The organism is Phenylobacterium sp. (assembly GCF_024508875.1).
Lineage (GTDB): Bacteria > Pseudomonadota > Alphaproteobacteria > Caulobacterales > Caulobacteraceae > Phenylobacterium.
The window spans coordinates 1-23550 of record NZ_JANINU010000263.1 but is presented as its reverse complement, the minus strand read 5'-3'; the positions used below and the strand labels follow the sequence as shown (position 1 = coordinate 23550).

The 23550-nt window shown below is 70.9% G+C and carries 20 protein-coding genes; 11 read left to right on the top strand and 9 right to left on the bottom strand.

Features of this window, described 5'->3' with window-relative positions; translation table 11 throughout:
- The 4 genes from Q0L11_RS18175 to Q0L11_RS18160 all read left to right on the top strand — a co-directional run.
- On the top strand, positions 1 to 2169 hold a 2169-nt coding region (locus Q0L11_RS18175), incomplete at its 5' end, for a TonB-dependent receptor (RefSeq protein WP_296599107.1).
- 91 nt (positions 2170 to 2260) lie between these two features.
- A complete protein-coding gene (locus Q0L11_RS18170) occupies positions 2261 to 4027 on the top strand; it encodes a sulfotransferase (RefSeq protein ID WP_296599106.1) in 1767 nt (588 codons plus the stop codon).
- A 79-nt stretch (positions 4028 to 4106) separates the two neighbouring features.
- Complete coding sequence (locus Q0L11_RS18165) at positions 4107 to 5816, top strand: tetratricopeptide repeat-containing sulfotransferase family protein (RefSeq protein WP_296599104.1); 1710 nt, start codon at positions 4107 to 4109, stop codon at positions 5814 to 5816.
- Positions 5813 to 6850: a retropepsin-like aspartic protease gene (locus Q0L11_RS18160; protein ID WP_296599100.1), complete on the top strand. Its 1038-nt coding sequence runs from the start codon at positions 5813 to 5815 to the stop codon at positions 6848 to 6850. The genes Q0L11_RS18165 and Q0L11_RS18160 overlap by 4 nt, the downstream gene beginning before the upstream one ends.
- 21 nt (positions 6851 to 6871) lie before the next feature.
- Here Q0L11_RS18160 and sppA read toward each other — a convergent pair whose 3' ends face one another.
- The 3 genes from sppA to Q0L11_RS18145 all read right to left on the bottom strand — a co-directional run bounded on the left by sppA (position 6872) and on the right by Q0L11_RS18145 (position 10975).
- Positions 6872 to 8650 carry a signal peptide peptidase SppA gene (gene sppA, locus Q0L11_RS18155; RefSeq protein ID WP_296599098.1) on the bottom strand — a complete coding sequence of 593 codons (1779 nt, stop codon included), beginning with the start codon at positions 8648 to 8650 and terminating at the stop codon, positions 6872 to 6874.
- Between the two features lie 173 nt (positions 8651 to 8823).
- Positions 8824 to 10296: an MBL fold metallo-hydrolase gene (locus tag Q0L11_RS18150; RefSeq protein ID WP_296599096.1), complete on the bottom strand. Its 1473-nt coding sequence runs from the start codon at positions 10294 to 10296 to the stop codon at positions 8824 to 8826.
- A gap of 25 nt (positions 10297 to 10321) precedes the next feature.
- Positions 10322 to 10975: a TetR/AcrR family transcriptional regulator gene (locus tag Q0L11_RS18145; protein WP_296599095.1), complete on the bottom strand. Its 654-nt coding sequence runs from the start codon at positions 10973 to 10975 to the stop codon at positions 10322 to 10324.
- 162 nt (positions 10976 to 11137) lie between these two features.
- Between Q0L11_RS18145 and Q0L11_RS18140 the strand changes: the two genes are divergently transcribed.
- Genes Q0L11_RS18140 through Q0L11_RS18120 form a run of 5 tightly spaced genes read left to right on the top strand, consistent with a single transcriptional unit; the run spans position 11138 to position 15715 of the window.
- Positions 11138 to 12070 carry a VOC family protein gene (locus Q0L11_RS18140; protein ID WP_296599093.1) on the top strand — a complete coding sequence of 311 codons (933 nt, stop codon included), beginning with the start codon at positions 11138 to 11140 and terminating at the stop codon, positions 12068 to 12070.
- A 23-nt stretch (positions 12071 to 12093) separates the two neighbouring features.
- Positions 12094 to 12966, top strand: a complete 873-nt coding sequence (locus Q0L11_RS18135; RefSeq protein WP_296599092.1) for a fumarylacetoacetate hydrolase family protein — start codon at positions 12094 to 12096, stop codon at positions 12964 to 12966.
- Positions 12966 to 14417: a bifunctional 3-(3-hydroxy-phenyl)propionate/3-hydroxycinnamic acid hydroxylase gene (locus Q0L11_RS18130; protein ID WP_296599091.1), complete on the top strand. Its 1452-nt coding sequence runs from the start codon at positions 12966 to 12968 to the stop codon at positions 14415 to 14417. The genes Q0L11_RS18135 and Q0L11_RS18130 overlap by 1 nt, the downstream gene beginning before the upstream one ends.
- Before the next feature lie 10 nt (positions 14418 to 14427).
- Positions 14428 to 15036 (top strand): glutathione S-transferase N-terminal domain-containing protein, encoded by a 609-nt coding sequence (locus Q0L11_RS18125; RefSeq protein WP_296599090.1) that lies wholly within the window; start codon positions 14428 to 14430, stop codon positions 15034 to 15036.
- A gap of 13 nt (positions 15037 to 15049) precedes the next feature.
- On the top strand, positions 15050 to 15715 hold the full coding sequence (locus tag Q0L11_RS18120) for a TetR/AcrR family transcriptional regulator (RefSeq protein ID WP_296599089.1): 666 nt from the start codon (positions 15050 to 15052) through the stop codon (positions 15713 to 15715).
- 24 nt (positions 15716 to 15739) lie between these two features.
- Here the strand turns inward: Q0L11_RS18120 and Q0L11_RS18115 are convergent, their stop codons facing one another.
- Together Q0L11_RS18115 and Q0L11_RS18110 are read right to left on the bottom strand one after the other, a co-directional pair.
- Positions 15740 to 16243, bottom strand: a complete 504-nt coding sequence (locus Q0L11_RS18115) for a DUF302 domain-containing protein (RefSeq protein ID WP_296599088.1) — start codon at positions 16241 to 16243, stop codon at positions 15740 to 15742.
- Positions 16240 to 17490 carry a patatin-like phospholipase family protein gene (locus Q0L11_RS18110; RefSeq protein ID WP_296599086.1) on the bottom strand — a complete coding sequence of 417 codons (1251 nt, stop codon included), beginning with the start codon at positions 17488 to 17490 and terminating at the stop codon, positions 16240 to 16242. Before Q0L11_RS18110 ends, Q0L11_RS18115 begins: the two co-directional genes overlap by 4 nt.
- Positions 17491 to 17639: 149 nt before the next feature.
- On the opposite strand from Q0L11_RS18110, the gene Q0L11_RS18105 reads away from it, so the two are divergent.
- Together Q0L11_RS18105 and Q0L11_RS18100 are read left to right on the top strand one after the other, a co-directional pair.
- On the top strand, positions 17640 to 18119 hold the full coding sequence (locus Q0L11_RS18105; RefSeq protein WP_296599084.1) for a cupin domain-containing protein: 480 nt from the start codon (positions 17640 to 17642) through the stop codon (positions 18117 to 18119).
- 141 nt (positions 18120 to 18260) lie between these two features.
- Positions 18261 to 19463 carry an MFS transporter gene (locus tag Q0L11_RS18100; RefSeq protein WP_296599082.1) on the top strand — a complete coding sequence of 401 codons (1203 nt, stop codon included), beginning with the start codon at positions 18261 to 18263 and terminating at the stop codon, positions 19461 to 19463.
- Here Q0L11_RS18100 and Q0L11_RS18095 read toward each other — a convergent pair.
- The 4 genes from Q0L11_RS18095 to Q0L11_RS18080 all read right to left on the bottom strand — a co-directional run.
- Positions 19460 to 20392 carry a LysR family transcriptional regulator gene (locus Q0L11_RS18095; RefSeq protein WP_296599080.1) on the bottom strand — a complete coding sequence of 311 codons (933 nt, stop codon included), beginning with the start codon at positions 20390 to 20392 and terminating at the stop codon, positions 19460 to 19462. The two genes, Q0L11_RS18100 and Q0L11_RS18095, sit on opposite strands and share 4 nt — an antisense overlap.
- Positions 20393 to 20430: 38 nt before the next feature.
- Entirely contained in the window at positions 20431 to 21741 is a 1311-nt protein-coding gene (locus Q0L11_RS18090; protein ID WP_296599079.1) for an NAD(P)/FAD-dependent oxidoreductase, read from the bottom strand.
- Between the two features lies 1 nt (position 21742).
- Positions 21743 to 22567, bottom strand: a complete 825-nt coding sequence (locus Q0L11_RS18085) for a 3-hydroxybutyrate dehydrogenase (RefSeq protein ID WP_296599078.1) — start codon at positions 22565 to 22567, stop codon at positions 21743 to 21745.
- 78 nt (positions 22568 to 22645) lie between these two features.
- On the bottom strand, positions 22646 to 23550 hold a 905-nt coding region (locus Q0L11_RS18080), incomplete at its 5' end, for an MBL fold metallo-hydrolase (protein ID WP_296599077.1).

Here is a 23550-nt window from a genome sequence, read left to right as displayed (position 1 = left end):
GCGCGCGTCGGCAGCTTCGTCGTCGACCCGGCCGGCCCGGGCAACACCTTCCGCGCCCGCAACGCCGCGACCGACACGTACAACTTCGGTCCGTCGAACTATTACCAGCGCCCCGACGACCGCTACGTGCTGGGCGCGTTCGCCAACTACGAGATCAACGACTGGGCCACGGCCTACGCCGACGTGATGTTCATGGACGACACGTCGACCTACCAGATCGCGCCGGGCGGCATCTTCGCCGGCACGTTCTCGATCAACTGCGCCAACCCGCTGCTGTCGGCTCAGCAGAAGGGCCTCCTTGCCGCCACGGCGGCGTCGGGCGGCGGCACCTGCGCCACCAACCCGGCCGGCACGTTCACCGGCACGGTCTCGCGTCGTAACGTCGAAGGCGGCGGCCGCCAGGGCCGGACGCAGCACCAGCAGTATCGCTACGTGGTCGGCGTTCGCGGCGACCTGAACGACAACTGGAACTACGACTTCGCGATGCAGTACGGCCGCGTGTCGTTCAGCCAGGTGCAGACGGGCTTCTTCCGCACGTCGGCCATTCAGAACGCCCTGAACGTCGTGTCCGTCGGCGGCACCCCGACCTGCGTGTCGAAGGTGAACGGCACGGATCCGGCCTGCGTGCCCTACAACATCTTCTCGCTGGGCGGCGTCACCCGCCAGCAGCTCGACTACCTCGAAACCCCCTCGACCCAGCAGGGCAACCTGTTCGAGCGCATCGTGAACTTCTCGCTGGGCGGTGACCTCACCGACTACGGCGTGAAGTCGCCGTGGGCCAACGACGGCGTGGGTGTGTCGATCGGCGCGGAATACCGTCGTGAACAACTCGACTACGCCGCCGACTACATCTCCTCGTCGGGCCAGCTCAACGGCTCGGGCGGCGCCTCGCCGCCGGTGAACGGCTCGTTCGACGTGTACGAAGTGTTCGGCGAAACCCGCGTTCCGATCGTCCAGGACATGGCCTTCGCCAAGAACCTGACGCTGGAACTGGCCTTCCGCTACTCGGACTACTCGTCCATCGGCACCACCACGACGTACAAGATCGCCGGTGACTGGGAGCCGATCGACGGCCTGCGCATCCGCGGCGGCTACAACCGCGCCGTCCGCGCGCCGCACGTCCTCGAGCTGTTCTCGCCGCAGAACGTCGTGCTCGACGGCACGCAAGACCCCTGCGCGGGTCTCGCCGCCTCGAACCCGCTGGTCGCCCGCTGCGCCCAGGCGTTCGGCCTGACCGCCGCCCAGGTGGTCGCGATCGAAAAGAACCCGGCCAACCAATACAACGGTCTGACCGGCGGTAACCCGAACCTGGATCCGGAAAAGGCCGACACCTGGACCGTCGGCTTCGTCTACCAGCCGTCGTTCCTGCCCGGCTTCAACTTCTCGGCCGACTGGTTCGAGATCAAGGTGAAGGACTTCATCTCGGGCATCGGCGCCGACACCATCATCAACCGCTGCATCAACACCCTGGACCCGACCTTCTGCGGTCTCGTCCATCGTGACGCCGCCGGTTCGCTGTGGCTGTCGAACCAGGGCTACGTGACCGACACCACGCTGAACACCGGCGCCCTGCGCACGAAGGGCATCGACTTCAACGTCGGCTACCGTACCGACCTCGAGAACTTCGGCATCGCAAACGGCGGTGGCCTGGCGTTCAACTTCGTCGGCACCTGGCTGGACGACCTGTCGATCCAGAACCTGCCGGGCGACGACTTCTTCAACTGCGCCGGCTACTACGGCACGATCTGCTCGGTCTCGGGTGGTCTGTCGTCGCCGAACCCCGAATGGCGTCACAAGGCCCGCGTCACGTGGACCACGCCGTTCGAATACGGCGACTGGGTGAAGGACGTGTCCTTCAGCCTGCAATGGCGCCACTTCAACAAGGTGAAGCTGGACGCGTACTCGAACGACCCGCAGCTCAACAACCCGGGTCTGCAGTACGCCACCGACAAGACCCTTGGCGCCCGCGACTACTTCGACCTGACGGCCTCGTGGACGATGCGCGACAACCTGAACTTCCGGGCTGGCGTGAACAACATCTTCGACAAGGACCCGCCGCTGAACGGCTCGTCGAACTGCCCGACCGGCCCCTGCAACGGCAACACCTGGCCGCAAATCTACGACGCCTTCGGCCGTTACCTGTTCATCGGCCTGACCGCCGACTTCTAAGTCGACGATCGCGTCTCAAGACTGAAGGCTGGGGCGGCGGAGCAATCCGCCGCCCCATTCTTTTTGCCCGCGCGGCTGCTAGGTTCGCGGCGTGAACACCTGGAACACCGGCCCGTACAGCGTCCGCATCGGCGGCTCCGCGCCCGCCGCGCGCCCGACGGGCGCGGTCCTCGCCGATCCCGCCGCCGTCGCGCGCTGGGGCGCGGAGGGCGACCGGCTGCGCTTGGCGGGCGACGTGGCGGCCGCCGACCAGGCCTATGCGCGGCAGATGCGGGCCGCCGTTTCGGATCCCGAGCTGGCGCGCGCCGCCGAGGCCCTCGTGGCCGGCCGCCCGGCCGAGGCCTACGCGATCCTGCAAGCGCTTCTCGCGCGGCGGCCGAACGACCCGCTCGCGCTGTGGCTGGCCGGCGACGTCGCCTCCCGCGGCGGCCGCAACGCCGAGGCCGAACGGCTGCTGGCCCGTTGCCTGGAGCTCGCGCCCGACCTCACGCCGGCTCGCTATGCGCGGGCCATGGCGCTGACCTGGATGGACCGCGTCGGCGACGCGTTGCGCGAGGCCGATCGCCTGATCGCCGCCAAGCCGGACAACGCGCTCTACCGCCACCTTCGCGCCTCCTCCCTGCTGCGGCTTGGTGAAGAGGCCGCCGCCGCCGAGGCCTATGCGGCGGTCCTGGCGCTCCACCCCGACCAGGCGCTGAGCTGGATGAGCTACGGCCACGTGCTGAAGACCCTGGGCCGCCAGGCTGAGGCGGTTGAAGCCTACCGCCGATGCCTGGCCCTGGATCCAAGACAGGGGGAGGCCTGGTGGAGCCTTGCCAACCTTAAGACCGTCAGGTTCGACGCCGCGGACGTGGCGGCGATGGAGGCCGCGCTGGGCCGCGACGACCTGATCGCCTCCGATCGCCTGCAATTGCACTTCGCGCTCGGCAAGGCCCACGAGGATGCTGGACGAGACGCCGAGGCCTTCGAGCACTACGCTCGCGGCAACGCCATCCAGCGGGCTCGGCTCGACTATGACGCCGACGAGACCACCGCTCAGATGCGCCGCACCAAGGTCCTGCTGGGCCGCGGCTTCTTCGCCGCCCGGGCGGGGCAGGGCGCGCCTCAGCCCGACCCGATCTTCATCGTCGGCCTGCCGCGCTCCGGGTCCACACTGGTGGAGCAGATCCTGGCGACCCACAGTCAGGTGGAGGGGACGCAGGAACTGGACTACATGCCGGCCCTCGCGGCGCGGCTGGCCGGCCCGGCGCGCCGACCGTCCGAGGGCGCCTATCCCGACGTGCTGGCGGCGCTGGCGCCCGAGGAGTTCCGGGCCATCGGCGAGGAATACCTGGCGCGGGCGCAGGCGCATCGGAAGACCGCCCGTCCGTTCTTCATCGACAAGCTGCCCAACAACTTCGCCCACGTCGGGCTGATCCAGCTCGCGCTGCCCAATGCGAAGATCGTCGACGTCCGCCGCCACCCGCTGGGCTGCTGCTTCTCGGGCTTCAAGCAGCACTTCGCCGCCGGGCAACCGTTCACCTATGACCTGACCGACATCGGCCGCTACTACGCCGACTACGTCGAGCTGATGGACCATTTCGACGACGCGCTGCCCGGCCGCGTCCACCGGGTGATGTACGAACGGCTGGTGGCCGACCTCGAGGGCGAGACAAGCGCCCTGCTGGCCTATTGCGGGCTTCCCTGGGAAGACGCCTGCCTGCGATTCCACGAGAACACGCGGGCTGTCCGCACGGCGAGCTCCGAGCAGGTGCGGCGGCCGATCTTTTCCGACGCGACCGACCATTGGCGGCGGTTCGAACCCTGGCTGGAGCCGCTGAAGGCCGCCCTCGGCCCGGTTCTGTCGCGCCATCCATAGCTTGCATCGATCCAGGCGCGCGTTGCGCGGCCGCCCCTGCTAGGCTAGGCGCCGGGTTTTCGTGTGGAGGCGGCGTCACTTGAGCCAGTGGAAGGTCGGACAGATCAACGTGAAGGTCGGCTACACGCCGGCGCCGCAGGCGAAGCCCGCCGCGCCCGCCGGGCGCAACCCCGAAGCCGACCGGGCCCGCCTGCAGGCGATCCAGGCAGCCGCCCAGACCCGCGACTTCCCCCGTGCGGCCGCCATGGCGGAGGAGGCGTTCAAGGACGGGCTGTTCCATCCGATGGTGCTGAACCTGGCGGCGCTGAAGGCCGAGCAGGAGGGCCGGTTCGAGGACGCCCTCGCCGTCCTGGGCCGCGCCGTCGAGATCGCGCCGCAGGACCTCGGGGCGCGCAACGCCCTGGGCCTGGTGCTGAGCCGCCTCGAGCGCCACCCGGAGGCGCTGGCCGCTTTCGAGAGCGTCATCGCCCTGCAGCCGGAGTTCGCCGGCGCCCACTGCGCCCGCGGCGCGACACTGGAGGCCATGGGCCGGCTCAAGGAGGCCGAGGCCGCGTACAACCGCGCGCTGGAACTGGAGCCCGAGAACCTGGGCGCGACGCAGGGCCTCGCCAACCTCCTCAGCCGCCGCGGCGCCCATGCGCAAGCTCGCCCCCTCGCCGAGGCGGTGCTGGAGGCTGAGCCCAACTTCCCCGACGCGGTCATGGTGCTGGCCGCCGCCGACGCCGCCGAGGGGCACGGCGAGCGCGCCAAGGGCCGGCTCGAACTGCTCGTCGGCGATGAGCGCCTCACGCCGCACCAGCGGGCGCTGGCCCAGGGGCAACTCGGCGACGTGCTGGACACCATGGACCTGCCGGCCGAGGCCTTCGCGGCCTATGCCGCCTGCAACATGGGCCTGTGGCGGGCCTATGCGCCGGTCCATGGCCAGGGCGCGAGCGCGCTGGACTTCGCCCGCGCCATGATCGCCGAGCTGGACCAGATCCCGCCTGACGCCTGGACCTCCAGCCCGGCGCAAGCGCCCGGCGACGGGCCGAAGACCCACGTCTTCCTGCTGGGTTTCCCGCGCTCGGGCACCACGCTGCTCGAACAGGTGCTGGCCAGCCATCCGGACGTCGAGGCGCTCGAGGAGCGCGAGACGTTGGTCGACGCCCAACGGGCGTTCCAGATGCAGCCCTCCGACCTGGCGCGCCTGGCGAGGGCCAGCGAGGCCGAGCTCGCGCCGCTGCGCGCGGCCTATTGGGAGCGGGTGCGGGCGAATGGCGCGAACCCCGCCGGCAAGGTCTTCGTCGACAAGCACCCGCTGCACACCTTCCGCCTGCCGCTGATCCTCAAGCTGTTCCCGGACGCGAAGATCCTGTTCGCCCGCCGCGACCCGCGCGACGTGGTGCTGAGCTGCTATCGCCGCCGCTTCGCCATGAGCGGCTCGGCCTACCAGCTCCTGACCCTGCCGGGCGCGGCGGGCTACTACGACGCCGCCATGCGGCTGGCCGACAAGCTGGGGCCCGCCATGGGGCCGCGGACGCTCGTCGTGCGCCACGAGGGTCTCGTCGCCGACTTCGACAAGGCGGTCGGCGAGGTGGTCGATTTCCTGGGCCTGCCCTGGGCCGACTCGATGCGCAACTTCGCCGACAAGGCGCGCGATCGGGCGGTGGCGACGCCCAGCGGCGCGCAGCTCTCGCGCGGCCTCAGCGCCGAGGGCGTCGGGGCCTGGCGCCGCTATCGGGAGCAACTCGCGCCGGCGCTACCGACACTGGCCCCATGGGTCGCCGAATACGGCTACGACCCGGAATGACCTTCGACCGGCGGCATGCGCTGCAGACCCTGTTCGTCGGCGGGCTTGCCAGTGCGTGCGCGACGAGGCCGCCGGTGCGTGAGCCGCTGGTGTCGATTAACCTGACCGACCTCCAGCCACCCGAGGCGCCGGCAACTGGCACGCGCCTGGAGACCGCCTTCGATGATGCGCGGCGCATGACCGTGCCGGTGCGGCTGGGGCAGCGGGGCCCGTTCCAGTTCGTGGTCGACACCGGGGCGAACCGCACCGTGATCTCGGTCGAGACGGCCCAGCGCTGCGGCCTGGCCAGCGACGGCGTCGCGCCCGTGCATGGCATCGTCGGGACCCAGCCCGCGCCGCTGGTGAAGGCGCCGCTGCTGAAAGTCGGCCTCGTACGCTCCGCCAACCTCAGCCTGCCCGTGCTGCCGAAGGCTAGCCTGGGCGCCGACGGCCTGCTCGGCATCGACGTGCTGAAGAACCGGCGCATGCGGTTGAACTTCCGCAGCAACACCTTCGAGATCGGCCCGTCCGGCCGCGGCGCCGCGATCCAGCAACTGGGCGGAACCGGCGGCACTCGAATACCCGATCCGTCGCGGGGGATCACGGTGCCGGCGCAGTACCGCTCGGGCCAGCTGGTCATCTTCGACGCCGACGTGGCCGGCGTGCCGGTGCGCGCGTTCCTGGATTCGGGCGCCCAGATCACCTGTGGAAACGAGGCGCTGCGCGACCACCTGGTCCGCGAGCGGCCAGACCTGGTTCAGCGGATGACGCAGACCCAGCTCATCAGCGCCACCGGCCAGACCTCGCCGGCGCTGCTCGGACCCCTGCCGCGCCTTCGGCTGGGCGGCATGGGCCTGAACAACATCCGGGCCGCGTTCGCGCCGCTGCACATCTTCAGCCTGTGGGGGCTCGACGACAAGCCGGCCATGCTGGTCGGCGTGGACGTGCTGCGCCACTTCGACGAAGTCACGCTCGACTTCGGCCGTCGGGAAGTGATCTTCCAGCGGATCCGCAGCGCCGGACCGCCGCCCGGCGCGCCCGCGCTTCAGCGCTGACGAGGAGCGTCCGCCGGAGTCTCAGTGGATCGGCGTGGGCGCCAGGACGGCTCCGCCATTGCCGCTGCGCAGCTTGGCCTCGGCGACGCTGTCCAGGATCGACTGGGCGCGCGGATCGCCGAACACCCAGGCGGCGGCGGCCAGCGAGCGCGCCGAGGTGGCCGACACGCCGAGGGCGTTTTGCAGGGCCTCGAACGCGCCTTCCTGCGGCGTCAAACGGCGGATCGGCACGTCGCCGCCCAGCTTGGCGAGCTGCTTGGCCTTGTCGACCGCCTGGTAGAAGCCGCCCACCTCGTCGACCAGGCCCAGGGCCTTGGCCTGGGCGCCGGTCCAGACGCGGCCCTTGGCGATCTCACGCACCCGATCGGGCGACAGGTTGCGGCCGCGCGCCACGCGGGTGATGAACTCGCCGTAGATGCGGTCCATCCAGCCCGAGAACGCCGCGCGCTGCTCGGGCGTGAAGGGCTGGCCGATGCCGAAGGCGCCGGCGTACGGGCCGCCCACGCCGGTTTCTCGCACATCGACACCGAACTTCGCGAGCGCCGGACCCAGGGCGAACTTGCCGCCGAAGACGCCGATCGAGCCGGTCAGGGTCGTGGGCTGGGCGACGATGGCCGACGCTTCCGAGCTGATCCAGTAGCCGCCCGAGGCGGCGTAGGTGCTCATGGAGACCACCACCGGCTTGCCCTTGGACTTGGCGTAGCGGACGGCGTCCAGGATCTGCTCCGAGGCCGTGTCCGACCCGCCGGGCGAGTTCACCCGCAGCACGATGGCCTTGATGGAATCGGACTTGGCGGCGCGCACGATGGCGTCGGCCAAGTCGTCGGAATAGATAGTCGCCCCGCCGGTGAACGGGTTCGAGCCCTGGTCCTTGCCTGTGACGATCGGCCCCTCGGCCTCGATCAGCGCGATGGCGCTCCCACCCGTCCGGGCGCCGCGGTCGCGGTTGTCGGCGTAATCGTCGAAGTCGATGGAACGGGCGCCGTCGCCCGCCTTGTCCAGCAGCGCCTGTTCGGCCTCGCGCACCTGTCCCAGGTGATCGACGAGCTGCAGCCGCAGCGCGTCCTCCGCGAGGTAGGGACCGGCCTCCAGCGTGCGCCGCAGGACGGCGGGATCGGCCTTCCGGTCGGCGGCCGCGAACGCCAGGTTCGACGCATAGACCGAGCCCATCCACGACAGCGTCGCCTGCTTATGGGCCGGCGTGTAGTCGGAGTAGAGGTAGCCGTTGACCGCGTTCTTGTACTCGTAGCGCTGCTCGTACTGCGGGACGACGCCGTACTTGTCGAAGAAGCGCTTGAAGAAGAGGTCTTCGCTGGCGACGCCGGTGACCTGCAGCGAGGCTCCCGGCTGCATCCAGAGCTGGTCGGACGCGCGGCCCAGCATGTAGGTCGTGGTGCCGATGCCGGCGGGGTAGAGCCCCTGGCTGTGGGCGTAGATCGGCTTGCCGGCGGCGCGGAAGTGGTTGAACGCCAAGCGGATCTCGTCGGCCATGCCCGGCTCCAGCCCGCTCTCCGGCAGCCGGACAAGCAGGCCCTTCACCCGGTCGTCGCCTTCGGCGCGGCGCAGGGTCTCGATGATCGACATGACCGACGTGGAGTTGCGGCCGATGCCCCACAGCGGGTTGTGCGGCGCCTGGTCGGTCAGCGGCTGGCGCAGGTCGAGTTCGAGGACGGTCTTGGACGGGATGGGGGAGGGGCCGGCCGCCGACATCGCCATGCCGATCAGGACGATAGGCACGCCGATCAGGAAGATCACCAGGCCCGCGAAGACCCCGGCGGCCGTGATCAGGAACTGTTTCATCTTGTCCTAGGTGTGGGCTCGAACTCGGCTCTCAAGAGCGCCTGTCGCACACATTGGCGCCTGCGCCTAGAGGATGGCCCCGCGACCCGGCGTCCTGGGTCGCCTCCGTGGAAGGTGCGGCCGCCGCCCGCCGCCGGCGCGCGGAACGCTCGTGGCAGGTTGGGCTATCGTCTTTACTGAGGCACGCGTCCGATGCGGACCTCCTTCGAGCCGATCGGCAACGTGTAGAGCGCGCCGTCCTCGGCCAGATCCCACTCGCCCCGCCGCGCGGAATCGACACCGCGGGCGAACATGCTCCGGAGGACGAAGTTATCCGGCGGCGGGATCAGGTGGTAGAAGACCAGCAGCTTGACCCCGGCCTTGTTCGCCACGTCCGCCGCCTCGGTCGGGGCGATGTGGTAGCTCTGGATGTCGGCCATGATGTGGGCGATCCGAGGCCGCCCGGCCTCGCGGGCGACCCCCTCCATCGCGCGCACCATCTGCCGGTTCATCGCCTCCGAGAACAGCACGTCGGCGCCCTGCGCGCCGACGATCAGGCGCGGATCGGCCGTGGTGTCGCCGGTGACCACCGCCGATCGGCCGCGGTAGTCGAAGCGGTAGGCGTAGGCCGGCGAGACCGGCGCGTGGTTGGTCTCGATCGCAGTGATCTTCATGGCGCCGTCGTCGTAGACGACCGCCCTGCGCGGCTGCGGCCCCGTCATGACGATAGGATGGGCCGCCATCTGCGAGGTGGCGGGCGGCATCAGGGCGGCGGTGTGGTGGGCCGTGCGATAGCCTTCGTCCAGGCCGTAGGCGGTGTTGAAGCCGGCGACCACCTGCTCGACGCCCGGCCCGCCGTAGACGGCCATCTGCGCCGGCCGGCCGGCCACCCAGGTCTGCAGGTTCAGTTCGCCAAGGTCGCCGATGTGGTCGGAGTGGAAGTGCGTGAGGAAGACCCCAGCGGTCTTCTGAAGCGGCACTCCCCAGAGCATCAGGTTCTTGGTCGATTCAGGTCCGGAATCGACGATGTACATCTTGCCGCCCGCCATGACCGCGACGCAGGCCTTGGCGCGCGTCGGGCTGGGCAGGGGCGCCGAGGTGCCGCAGAGCGCCACGCGCAGTGCGTCGTCTCCGAGCAGGGCGGTATTGTCGCGGCGGATGTTGTGCTGGGCCGCCTGCAGGAAGAGTCCGTCCTGGACCTTCGGGTTATGCGCGGCGAACGCCAGCAGCCCGCCCGCGGCCGCGACCACCAGGGCGGCCACCGCGAGCCCCCGGAGCGAGCCCTTCGCGTCGTCCCCGCGCGGAAGGCCGCGCACGTGCAGGACGAGCGCGATCAGGGCGCCGGCCTCGATCAGCAGCGAGCCGGGCGGGCCCGCCAGTTCCCCGCTGAGGGCGAACGCCAGCAGCCTTCCGACCACGATGGCGGCCATCGCGACCGCTGCGGCCACCAGCAGGCCGCGCCGGCGGGCGTAGAGCCCGACCAGGCAGAGCAGCGACAGGGCGATGAAGGCGCCGCCCAGGTCGGCGCGAGCCGTGGCCAGGCCGCCCAAGCCCAGCAGGTCGAGCCCGAAGCGCGGGGCCAGGCGCTCGGGCGCCGCCCAAAAGCCGAGCCCCATGGCCGCGAACAGCAGGCCGTAGAGCGTGATGACGACCTTGGTGACGCGCATGCGAAGGCTCCTGGAGCGCGGCCGGTCAGGCCGGAAGGGCGGGAAGGCCGAAGACCGTGTCGGCGGCGCTGACGGACACGGCGGCGGCGGACGGCGGGTCCAGGCCGAGGCCGCGCAAAAGGCCGAAGCCCAGCTCGCGCGCCAGTTCGGAGGGCGGGCCCGATGCGCTGGTGTCGAGCGCGCGGGCCACGGCGATCTGCACGACCCCGACGGCCATCAGCACGCCGGCTTCGAGCGAAAGACCGCGAAAGCGCCCGCTTTGCAGGCCGGCCTGGATGTCGGCGCGCACGCCGCGGTCCATCGGCAGGTCGGGTATGGCGGCGCCTTGGAAAAGGCGCGAGCCGAGGCGCGCCGCCTCGGGCTGTTCGGCCGCCTGCCGCGTGAAGCCGCAGAGCGCCCGCGCCACCCGCTCCGCCGGGTCGTCGACGCCGGCGCCCATGTGAGCGGCCAGCGCCTCCACCTGGCGGCGGGCCTCGTCCGCGAGCGTGCGAGCCAGCGCGTCCTTGTCGGGGAAGTGATTGTAGAAGCTGCCCTTCGCCACGTCGGCGGCGCCGACGATGTCGTCGATCGAAACCCCATCCACCGAGCGGGCGGCGAACAACTCCTGGCCGGCGCGCAGGAGGGCGGCGCGGGTGCGGACGCGGCGGCGGTCGGGACGCTGGGGGCTGGGCTGGGTCATAGCGGAGAAAATGACGAATGAGTCACTAATGTACTAGATAGTCAGAAAAAGCAAGCGGGCCCACTGACTGTTGCGGCGCGCCGCCGTATATGACCAAGTGGTCACACAATTGTGAGGCCGCCCTGGATTGCGCAAAAGCTGCGCAGCCGGAAGAATGACCAAATGGTCACTTCAAGCCTTATCAAGATCGAGGACGTCGCCTTCGTCCGCTTCCGGGCCCCGGATCTGAGCGAGATGGACGCCTTCCTGGCCGACTTCGGCTTCCCGGAGCGCCATGTCGCCGGCGGCCGGCTCTATGCTCGCGGCGCCGGCCCTTCGCCCTTCGTACACGTGACCGAGCAGGGTGAGCCCGGCTTCGCCGGCCTCGGCTTGCGCGCCGCCACGGTGGACGACCTGCACGTCCTGGCGAAAGCCGAGGGTGTGGAGGTCCAGCCCTTGGAAGCCCCGGGCGGCGGACATGTCGTCGTGCTGGCCGATCCCGACGGCCATCGGGTCGAGGTGGTGGCGGGGCAGACGCCGGCGGCCGAACTGCCCCTGCCCACGCGTCCGCCGTGGAACGGCGCGGCGGGCCGCAAGCGCCTGCGCGCAACCAAGCGGACCGGCGAGGGGGCGCACGTCGTGCGTCTGGGCCATTGCGTGCTGAACGTCTCGGACTTCCGCGCGTCGGAGCGCTGGTGGAAGGAGCGCTTCGGCTTCATCACCTCGGACGAGATCGCGCTGACCCCGGAGTTCTCCATCGGCGCGTTCCTGCGATGCGACCGCGGCGACACGCCCACGGATCACCACACCCTGTTCCTGGTGCAGTCGCCCAGGGGCCCCGGCTTCAACCACGCCGCCTTCGAGGTGGCCGACATCGACGATCTCATGGCCGGCCACGATCGCCTGAAGGCCGCCGGGCGCACGCAGGAGTGGGGCGTGGGACGCCACATCCTGGGCAGTCAGGTCTTCGACTACTGGCGCGACCCCTGGGGCCACACGCTGGAACACTGGACCGACGGCGATCTCTTCACCGCCTCGGATCCCTCCAACACCGCCACGCTGCAGGACCTGATGGCCGTGCAGTGGGGGCCCGCCGCGCCGCCCACCATGGGCTGACCAGATCCGATCGGTAGAACCACATGAAACTCGCCACCTTCACCGCGGGCGGGCCGCCAGAACTCGGCCTCGTGCAGACCGGCGCCGGCGGTCCGGAACGCATCGTCTCGCTCTCGCGCGCCCGGCCGCAACTGGCCGCGGACATGATCGGGCTCATCGCCGCCTGGCCTATGATCCAGCGCGAGGTGCGCGCGGTCGCCGAGGCGGGCGATCATGCGCTCGCCTTCAGCGACGTACGCCTGCTTGCGCCCATCGCCCGCCCGGGCAAGATCTTCGCGATCGGCCTCAACTACGCCGACCACATCGAAGAGAGCGGCATGGCGCGGCCTGACAACCAGGTCTGGTTCGCCAAGGCCTCCACCTCCGCCAACGGGCCGTTCGACGCCATCTCGATCCCGGCCGGCGGCTACGTCGACTACGAGGCCGAGATGGTGGCCGTGGTCGGCGCCGGCGGCCGCTACATCGGCCGCGACGCCGCGGCGGGGGCGATCTTCGGCTACTGCGTCGGCAACGACGCCACCGAACGGGCCTGGCAGCACCGCACGCCCCAATGGACCCTGGGCAAGTCGTTCGACACCCACGCGCCGTTCGGCCCCTGGATCACCACGGCCGATGAGGTCGCCGACCCCCACGCCCTGGCCATCCGCGGCTTCGTCAACGGCGAGCTGCGCCAGGAGTCGAACACGCGACACCTGGTCTTCGACGTCTGGGACCAGGTCGCCCACCTCAGCCAGGCCATGACTCTCGAACCCGGCGACCTGATCTTCACCGGCACGCCCGGCGGCGTCGGCGCGGCGATGAAGCCGCCCCGGTTCCTGAGGGACGGCGACCGCGTCCGCGTCGAGATCGACGGCCTCGGCGCCATCGAGAACCCCTGTGTCCAGGAGGCCCGCTGATGGACGTCGATGTCCTGATCGTGGGCCTGGGACCCGTCGGAGCCGCCCTAGCGGCGCTGCTGGGCGACGCCGGCGTGAAGACCCTGGCGGTGGAGAAGGATCCCGAGGTCTATCCGCTGCCGCGCGCCGCCCACTTCGACGACGAGGCGATGCGCATCTTCCAGCAATTGGGCGTCGCCGAGGAGGTGGGCCGTCACGCCCGCCCGGCGCCGGCCTATGAATTCCGCGCCGCCGACGGCCGGCTGCTGATGCGCTTCGACGGGCCTTCGGCGAAGGCGGCCTCGGGATGGCAGTCGGGCTACATGTTCCACCAGCCGGGGCTGGAGCACGCCTTGCGCGCGAAGCTCGCGAAGACCCCGTCGGTGGAGGTCCGGATCGGCTGGCGTTTCGTGAACTACACGCCGGACGGCGACGGTGTTCGCGTGACCCTCGACGGGCCGGATGGCGCGCAGGTCGTGCGCGCCCGCTGGTTGGTGGGCTGCGACGGCGCGACCAGCGCCGTCCGGGCGGCCATGGGGGGACAGCTCTTCGACTACGGCTTCGACGAGCCGTGGCTGGTGGTGGACGCCAAGGTCGACGAGTACGCCCGGACCCCGGACGTGAACCTTCAGATCTGCGATCCCGAACGGCCCACGACCTGTGTCCTGATGGGGCCGGGCCGGCACCGCTGGGAATTCATGCTGCGGCCGGGCGAGGATCCTGTCGCCGTCCTGGACGACAGCTTCATCCAGCCGCTGATCGCGACTTGGGACTGTGGGCCGGTCGAGCTTGAGCGGCGCGCCGTGTACCGCTTCCACGGCCTGGTCGCCGCGCGCTGGCGGGACGGCCACGTGCTGCTCGCCGGGGATTCCGCGCACCAGATGCCGCCCTTCGCGGGGCAGGGGATGTGCTCCGGCCTGCGCGACGCCGCCAACCTGGCGTGGAAGCTGATCGCGGTGCTGGAGGGCGCGAACCAGGAGCTCCTCGACACTTATCAGGCCGAGCGCGAGCCGCACGTGCGCGCCTATATCGAACTGGCCATCGGCATGGGCCGGGTGGTCTGCACCCTTGACCGCGAGGCGGCGGCGCGGCGGGACGCCGAGATGCTGGCGGGCGACCGGAGCGTCCCCAATCGGCCGCCGCCGCCGCTCGTCGCCGGGCACATCCTGGCTGGCGCCCCTGCCGCGGGCGAACGCTTCCTGCAGACCTGGGCCGAGGGGCGGGGGCTGGACGACCTGCTGGGGCCCGGCGCCTGGCTGATCTCGCGCGAGCCGGTCACGGCGGTCCCGGGGCTCGCCGTCGTCGCCCTCGACGATCCGCGCCTGGCCGGCCACCGCGAGGGGCTGGCCGCATGGCTCGAAGGCCATGGCGCGCCTGCGGTCCTGGTCCGGCCCGACCGTTACGTGTTCGGCGCGGGCAAGGCGGCCGCTCTCGTCGCCGCCTGGCGAAAACCCCTTCTCGTCACCGCCTGAGAGATCCCCAATGCTGCGCCTGCACCACGCGCCCCTGGCCTGTTCCCTCGCCTCGCGCCTGGCCCTGATGGAGGCCGGGTTGGAGCACGAGATCGTCTTCGTCCACACCACGCGCGGCGAACAGCGCGGCGAGGCCTACCGGGCCATCAATCCGCGCGGCCAGGTTCCCGCCCTGGAGACGCCCGAAGGCGTCCTGACCGAATCCTCCGCGATCCTGCCCTACATCGCCGACCTAGCGCCCGACCGGCGTCTGATGCCGTCGCCCGGCACGTTCGCGCGCGCCGAGGCCCAGGCCTGGCTGGGCCATCTCGCCACCAGCATCCACGGCGCCTACGGTGGGTTGCTCAAGCCCGAGTTCGCCTGCGCCCGCGAAGCCTATGTCGCCCAGCTTGCGGCGGCGCTTCACGCGCTGGACGCGCGCCTGGCGGGGCAGGACACGATGTTGGGCGCGTTCAGCGTGGTCGATCTCTACCTGCTGGTGTTCTGCCTCTGGCGGGCCACGGTCCCGGGGCTGCCGGCGTTGCCCCACCTGGACGCCTTCCAGCAGCGGATGCTGGCGCGGCCGGGAATCGCGCCTACCATCGGCGAGGAGATGCGCCTGCGCGCCGAGACCGCCTGACCTTCGAGATCAAATGACCGAAACCTCGCCCGACCGATCGCCCCCCGCCGCGAAGTCGGGACGAGGGGCCAGGACCCGCGAGGCCCTGATCCGCGCCGGCCGCGCGCTGTTCGCCGAACGCCCGGTGGACGCGGTCGCGATCGACGACATCGTCCAGGCCGCCGAGGTGGCCAAGGGCAGTTTCTACAACCACTTCGCCGACCGCGAAGCCCTGGTGAAGGCCGTCGTCTACGAGATCCGCGAAGCGCTGGAGCGGCGGGTCGGCGCCGTGAACGCCGATGTGACGGACCCGGCGCGCCGCGTGGCCCGCGCGGTCTGTGTCTACCAGCGCTATGCCGTCGACGAGCCGCAGCGCGCCAAGGTTCTGGTACGGATCCAGAGCGGCTTTGCGCGAACCGACGAGCCGATGAACCGCGGCGTCGCGGCCGACGTCTCCGCCGGCCTGGCCGCCGGGCGGTTCGTGATCGCCACGGTCGAGGCTGGCGTTCTCTACGTGACTGGGGTCTCCCAGGCGGCCCTCGCGCGGACCTGCCGCAATCCCGACGTCAGCGCCGCCGTGAGCCTGTCGCAGCAGATGTGCGCCCTGATCCTGCGGGGGCTGGGCGTGCCGGCGGCGGAAGCGGAAACCCTCGCCGCCCAGGCTTCGGACGAACTGGTGCGCCGCCCCGGAGCCGGTTGAAGGCCTGCGCTCCGGTCTGGCATCCTAGCGACCCGCAACGCTCCCGGCGATCGAGCCGGCGACGTCCGAGGCCATCTTGATCTGGGCCTGCCGGTCGCGGATCTCGTAGCGGTCGGCGATCCAGGCGAAGTCCGTGTAGGCCACCCAGACCTTCCCGGCCGCATCCTGGGTCACCAGGATCCGCACCGGCCAGTCGAGGCCCGCATACGGGTTGGACGTCAGGAACTGGGCGCCCAGCGGCGGATTGCCGAAGATCAGCAGCTTGGACGGCCGCAACGGGATGTCCGCGCCCTTGGCGAGGTCGGCCTGGTCGATCTCAGTGAAGAAGCGGATGCCCTTGGCCGAGATGTCGGCCTTGATGCGGGCGACCGTGTCGTCGAACCCGTATGCGCTCGGAACGCGGACGACGCCCTGGGCGGTCTCGGCCGCGGCGGCCGGCTCGGCGACGGCGGCGACGGCCACGGCGGTGATGCTCAGGCTGACGCCGATCGCGACGGCGCGAAGCGCGTGGTGGGGAAAGCGGGTCATGCGGGGGCTCCTTGATCGGTTTGGGGGAGGGATTCTTCGGTCATCCGGCCCGCGTCCGCCTCGTGGAGGATGATCCCCTCCATCGGGTCGACGCAGGTGGTCCAGGGCGCCTGGGCCAGCACCCGCGCCGTGTGGGCGTAGCCGGCTTCCCAACGGGAGCGGATGCCGAGCGGCGAGAAGTCGATGTCCTTGGCATGGTCCTCGCCGGCGAGCGGCGGCGCCAGCAGGCGGATCACGTGCATCTGGGTCGGGCAGCCATAGGCGGCCAGCTCCCGCGCCTCGTTGGTGGCGCGCGTCTCGGGCGGCAACTTGTCGGCCAGCATCGCGATGACATGGCGCAGCTTGTGGATCTGCTTCTGCCGGGCGATGTGGGTGATCGCGCGGCTCGAATACTGCAGGTCCTTCTGGCGCGAGAGCACGCTCCAGATACTGTCGGGCTCGGGGCCGTTGGGCGCCCACATGTGGACCGCGAAGACCACGCCCGAGCGGCGCGGCTTGTCGTCGAAGACCGCCTCCACCGGCGTGTTCGAGAGGATGCCGCCGTCCCAGTAGAGTTCGCCGTCGATGCGGACGGCGGGGAAGGCGGGGGGCAGGGCGCCCGAGGCCATGACGTGGCGCACGGTCAGAACGTCCTCGCGGCTGTCGAAGTAGCGCATCTGGCCGGTCTGGACGTTGGCGGCGCCGACGGTCAGCCGCGGGCGCCCTGCGTTCAGCAACTGGGCGTCGACGAGCTGGCCCAGGGTCTTCTCCAGGGGATCGGTCGAATAGTAGCCGGCCAGCTCCGAGCCGAGCGGCGTCTGCATGCCAAGGAAGGCCCAAGGGTTCGGACGGAAGAACGCCTCCAGCCCGTTCGCCACGGTCATGGCGTTGGCCATCAGGGCGCCCATCCCGGGCAGCATCCCGGCGAACTGCACGGCGCGGGAATGGGTCATGCGGTCCCAGAATTCGCGCATCCGCTCCAGGCGCCGCGCGGGTTCGTTGCCGGCGATCAGGGCCGCGTTGATCGCGCCGATCGAGGTGCCGATCACCCAGTCGGGCTCGACGCCGGCCTCCTGCAGCGCCTGGTAGACGCCGGCCTGGTAGGCGCCCAGCGCCCCGCCGCCCTGGAACACCAGGACGACCTGGCCCAGCTTGGCCTTGTCGAGAGCGGAAGAGGTCTTGGCGGTGGTCTTCATGCCGCCCTTGTCCCAGGCCCGCAGGTCCAGCGGAAATGTCCGCTGGCTAATTCCACGATGCGCCCGCTGCATGGCGGCGAGCGTCTCGCGCGCGCGAAGGATTCGACAGTAATCCCGGCGGCGAACGCCCGGCGCATGGCCGCGATAACTTAAAGCGAATTCAGGGCTGGAGGGGCGCTCTCTAGGTTCCGGCCATCGAACACCGCCCAAGAGAGATACCGATGAAGACCCCCCTGATCCTCACCGCGACGGCCTCGCTGGCCGCCGCCCTCTTCGTTTCCGGCGCCGCGGCCGCCGGCGAATGCCCCGCCGCCCAGATGCGCCCCGACGCCCGCACGTCGGGCGAGACCATGCCGGCCAAGGTCACCGATACCGAACTCGCCTTCGTGGGCCTCGGCGACCAGATCGGCGGCCTCGACAACCGCCGCCTGCGCCTGCGCCGTCTCGTGGTCCAGCCGGGCGGTGTCGTGCCCTGGCACAGCCACACCGACCGTCCGGCCCTGATCATGACGGTCTCGGGCCAGATCACGGAATACGCCTCGAACTGCGCCGTCGGCATCGACCACAAGGCCGGCGACGTGGCCCGCGAGGTCAAGGGCGTCAGCCACTGGTGGAAGAACAACGGCAAGGTCCCCGCCGTGCTGATCGCCGCCGACATCAAGAACGACGCCGATACGACGGCGGCCGCCGACCACATGTGAGCAATGCCCGCGGCGCCGCTATCCCCCGCCCGGCGCGCCGCGGGTCCCAGAGGGCCTGCACTCCCCCAAGTCCCAGGCCTCTCGAAGGGCGTGCGGTGTCTGCGGACGCCGTGCGCCTTTTTCGCGCCCGGAGCCTTTCGAATGACACCCGACCCCAATGCCCCCGCCCGCCGCGCCGTCATCGGCCTGATCGGCTTCCTCACCCTCGTCGACCTGTTCGCCGCCCAGGCCATCCTGCCGACCCTGGCCGCCATGTACGCCGTGCCGCGTTCGGCCATGGGCGTGGCAGTCAACGCCTCCACGATCGGCATGGCCGCAGCGGGGCTCGTCGTCGCCCTGGTCAGCCACCGGCTGCCGCGCCGCGGCGGGATCTGGGTCAGTCTCGCCCTGCTGGCGATCCCGACCACCCTGTTGGCGCACGCCCCCGACCTGGCGACTTTCACGGCCCTGCGGATCGCCCAGGGCGTCTTCATGTCCGCCGCCTTCACCCTCACCATGGCCTACCTGTCGGAGCAGAACACCGGCACCGCGACGGCCGCCGCCCTGGCGGCCTACATCACCGGGAACGTCGCCTCGAACCTGGTGGGGCGCCTGATCTCGTCCGCCGTCGCGTCGGCGGCCGGCGTCGCGTTCAACTTCTACGTCTTCGCCCTGCTCAATCTGGCGGGCGCGGCCCTGGTCTGGTTCACGCTGCAAAACGCCCCGGCCATGGGTGTCGCGGACGGCCAGGCGCCGAGGCCGGCGCTGGCCCGCATCGCCGCGCACTTCGGCAACCGCTGCCTGGTCGCCAGCTTCGGTATCGGCTTCTGCGTGCTCTTCGCCTTCCTGGGCGCCTTCACCTACGTGAACTTCGTGCTGGCCGAGGCGCCGCTGCGGTTGAGCCCAATGGCGCTTGGCTTGGTCTACTTCGTCTTCCTGCCGTCGATGGTGACCACGCCCCTGGCTGGACGCATCGCCAGCCGCTTCGGGCCGCGCCCGACGTTCTTCGCCTCCCTGGGTCTGGCCGTGGCCGGCCTGCCGCTGCTGCTGGCGGACACGGTCGCGCCGGTGATCGCCGGCCTCACGATGGTGGGCGTCGGAACCTTCTTCGCCCAGGCGACCGCGACCGGGTTCGTCGGGCGGGCCGCGCGCAGCGACCGGGCGGCGGCCAGCGGGATCTACCTCGCCAGCTACTACCTGGGCGGACTCGCCGGCGCGGCGGTGATCGGCCAGGTCTACGACCGGGCGGGCTGGCCTGCGGCGGTCGTCGTGGTGGGGGGCTCACTGGTCGCGGCGGCAGGCCTGGCGGCGACGCTCCGGCCGGCGACCGCGGGCGCGCGGGGGGAACTGGCGCCGGCGATCTAGCCGGCGTCTTCCAGCTCGTCCTCGGGATCGCAGGGCGCGGGGGCCATCGCCGCCGGCGGCCACTTGAAGGCCCGCGCCTGCTGCACGAAGGCGCCCACGGCGGGGGAGTGCGGGCGGCCGCGGACGGTCACCAGCATGATGGTGCGGGTGAACTCGGGGTCGATCAGTCGCCGCGTCACCAGGCCCGGGTCCGTCACGCTGAGTTCCGGAAAGAACCCGAAGCCCAGGCCGGCCTTGATCATGCCCTGCACCCAGTCGTCGCGCTCGGACGAGAAGACCTTCTTCCAGAGCACGCCCGCCGCACGGAGCTGGCGACGGGCATGGTCGAAGATCTCGCAGTCGGCCCGGCTGACGTACGGCTGCTCGTGGGTGTCGCGGCAGGTGACGACGTTCTGCGCCGCCAGCGGATGGTCGGCCGGCAGGGCGATCACGAAGCGCTCGCTGTACAGCGGCAGGCCGTGGAAGCGGACGTCCAGCGCCTCGGGCAGCCCGAAGAGGGCGAGATTGAGCTCGCCCTTCGACAGCATCTCCTGCAGTTCGGCGGAGCCCTCCTCGATGACCTCCAGGTCGACGTTGGGATGGGCCATCCTGAACTTCACGATCAGGTCGGCGATCATCTGCGGCCCGATCGTGCACATCACCCCGATCCGCAGGGTGACGTTGTCGAGCTTCTTGGCGCTGCGCGCCTGGGCCTTGGCGGCCTCCGTCTGGGCATGGATCTGTTCGAGGTAGGGCAGCATCATCCGACCCAGCTCGGACAGGTGCGTGTTCTGCCGCTCGCGATGGAACAGGGGGCCGCCCAGCTCGTGCTCGAGCTGCTGGATCGCGCGCGTCAGGGCAGGCTGGCTGACGTTGGACTGTTCGGCCGCGCGCGTGAAATTGAGCGTCCTCGCCAGGGCGAGGAAATAGCGGACCTGCTGCATTTCCATGGCGGGTTCCCCCGGGAGTTTGCCAGGACGCGCGGCGACTAGGCGATACGCGCCTCCGCCGACGGCGAAGCTACACGGATTGCGGGTTCGCGCCCACGCGTCACGGCCTCGAAGACCAGACGCGCGCCGCGCTCGAACGTGAGGTACGACCAGACCCAATCCAGCACGACCTGCAGCCGGTTGCGGAAGCCAATCAGGAACCAGACGTGGGCCGCGCACCAGAACAGCCAGGCCGGAAAGCCGGTCAGCTTGATGCGCCCGAGGTCGGCGACCGCCGCCTGGCGGCCGATCGTGGCGAGGCTGCCCAGGTTGCGGTAGCGGAACGGCCCCGGCGCCGGGCGACCCGCCATGCGGGCGGCGATCACCGCCGCGGCGTAGGCGCCGGCCTGCTTCGCGGCCGGCGCGACGCCGGGAACCGCGGCGCCCGTCCCGTCGCGCACGCTGGCGCAGTCGCCCACGAGGAACACTTCGGAGCGGCCGGGCAGGGTGAGATCCTTCTCCACGAACACGCGGCCGGCGCGATCGGTCTCGGCCTCCAGCCAACGGCCGGCGGGCGAGGCCTGCACCCCCGCCGCCCAGATCACATTCGCCGCGTCGATGCGCAGGTCGCCGACGGTGACGCCGCCCTCGTCGCAGTGGCCCACCGGCCGGCCCAGCATCAGCTCGACGCCCAGCTTCTCCAGCGCCGCCTTCGCATAGGCCGACAGCGAGGGGCAGAACGTCGACAGCACCCGTGGCCCGCCGTCGATCAGCAGGATGCGGGCGCGCTGGCCGCGGATTCGGCGGAAGTCGCAGGCCAGCGCCCGCCGCGTGAGCTCCGCGATGGCGCCGGCCAGCTCGACCCCCGTCGGCCCGCCGCCCACCACCACGAAGGTGAGCAGGCGGTCGCGGGCGGCGGGATCCATGTCGAGCTCGGCCGACTCCAGGGCGAGCAGCACGCGCCGTCGCAGGCCGAGGGCGTCCTCCAGCGACTTCAGGCCGGGCGCATGCGCCGCCCAGTCGTCGCGCCCGAAATAGGCGTGGGTCGCGCCGGTCGCGAGGATCAGTTGGTCGTAGGCGATCCGCCGGCCGCCCAGCAGCACGCAGCGTCCCTCCAGATCGACTCCGCTGACCTCGTCCAGCTCGATGTGCAGGTTGCGGTGGCGGCGCAGGATCATTCGGATCGGGCTGGCGATCTGGGTGGGCGCAAGGCCGGCCGTCGCCACCTGGTACAACAGCGGCTGGAACAGGTGGTGGTTTCGCCGGTCGATGAGGGTGACGTCGGCGTCGGTCTTGGCCAGCGCATGCGCGGCGGCCAGCCCGCCGAATCCTGCGCCGACGATGACGACCTTCTGGCGGGCGGCGGCCATGTCAGTGGGCGGTCCAGCCGCCGTCGACGCTCAACGCCGCGCCGGTGATCGAGGCGCCGTGCTCGCCGCAGAGGAAGGCGGTCAGGGCGCCGATCTCCTCCACCGACGCGAACTTGCGGTTGGGTTGGGCGGTGAGCAGGACATCGGTGATCACCTGCTCGGCGGTCATCATGTGGGCGCGGGCCTGGTCGGCGATCTGCTTCTCCACCAGCGGCGTCCAGACGTAGCCCGGACAGATGGCGTTGCAGGTCACGCCCATGCGGGCGGTTTCCAACGCGACCGTCTTGGTCAGGCCGACGACACCGTGCTTCGCGGCCACGTAGGCCGACTTGAAGGGCGAGGCGACCAGGCCGTGCGCCGAGGCGATGTTGACGATGCGCCCGAAGCCCCGCTCCAGCATCTCTGGCAGCACGGCCTTGGTCGCGTAGAACGCCGACGACAGGTTCACGGCAAGGATCGCTTCCCACTTCGCGTTCGGAAACTCCGTCACCGGCGCGACGTGCTGGATGCCGGCGTTGTTCACCAGGATGTCGATGGGGCCCAGCACGTCGCGGGCGAAGGCCACCATCTCGCAGATCTTCGCAGGCATGGAGAGGTCGGCGGGCGAATAGATCACCTCGACGCCGTGCAGCGTCGACAGCGTCTCGCGCGTGCGTTCTATCTCCTGCGGGTCGCCGAAACCGTTGAGCACGATGCGCGCGCCCAGTTCGGCGAGGCTCTCGGCGATGCCCAGGCCGATGCCGCTGGTGGAGCCGGTGACGATGGCGACGCGGCCGTCCAGCGGACGGGCGAGGGCGGAGGCGGTCTGGGCGGCGGTGAGCGTCATGGTTGGATCCTGTGTCCTGAACAGACCCTCAGCGTGGCCCGCGCGCGCGGGCGGCTGAAATGCCCGGAGCGCATCGCCTCACGCCACGTGGCGCATGAAGAGCGGCCGCCAGAGGCCGCTCATCCCGACCTCGCCGGACAGGTCGACGACGCCGCGGCGATAGAGGTCGAACAGATGGGCCAGCACCGAGTGGCACGCGGCCGGATGCAGGCGCCGGTCGGTATCGGCGTAGAGCTTGGCGACGAGCTGGCGCACCGTGGCCGGGCCGCCCGTCTCCAGCGCCACGAGGATCTGCTTCTCGCGCTGGCGGCGGTGGACGATGTACGCCGCCAGGAAGCTGTCGACGCGTCGGATCGGCGGGCCGTGGGCGGGGAACAGGGCCTCGTAGCGCCGCGCCCGGATCCGCTCCAGGCTGCGCATGTAGAGCCCCATGTCGCCGTCGGGCGGGCTGACCACGCTGGTGGACCAGCCCATCACGCAGTCTCCGGGGAAGAGCGCGTTCTCCTCCAGCAGCGCGAAGGCGTAGTGGTTCGAGGTATGGCCTGGGGTCGCCACCGCCTCGATCGTCCAACCGGGCCCGTGGAAATACTGCCCGTCGGCCAGGGCCACGTCGGGGCGGAACGCCAGGTCGTCGCCGGCTTCCAACCGGTCGCCGCCGCCGGAAGGGCGGCACAGCGTGGCGCCGGCGTAGATCACCGCCCCGGTGCGCTCCGCCAGGGGCCGCGCCGCCGGGGAATGATCCAGGTGGTTGTGAGTGACGAAGATGTGGGTGATCCGCTCGCCGCGCGTGGCCTTCAGGATCGCCTCGATCTGGCGAGGGTCGTCCGGGCCGGGATCGACGACCGCCACCTCGCCGTAGCCCACGATGTGGGCGCCGGTGCCGGTGAAGGTGAAGGGCCCCGGGTTCTGGGCCACGACGCGGCGGATGAGCGGGCTCACGCGGTCGGCGCGGCCGTACTTGAACGCGAACTCACGCACGAAGG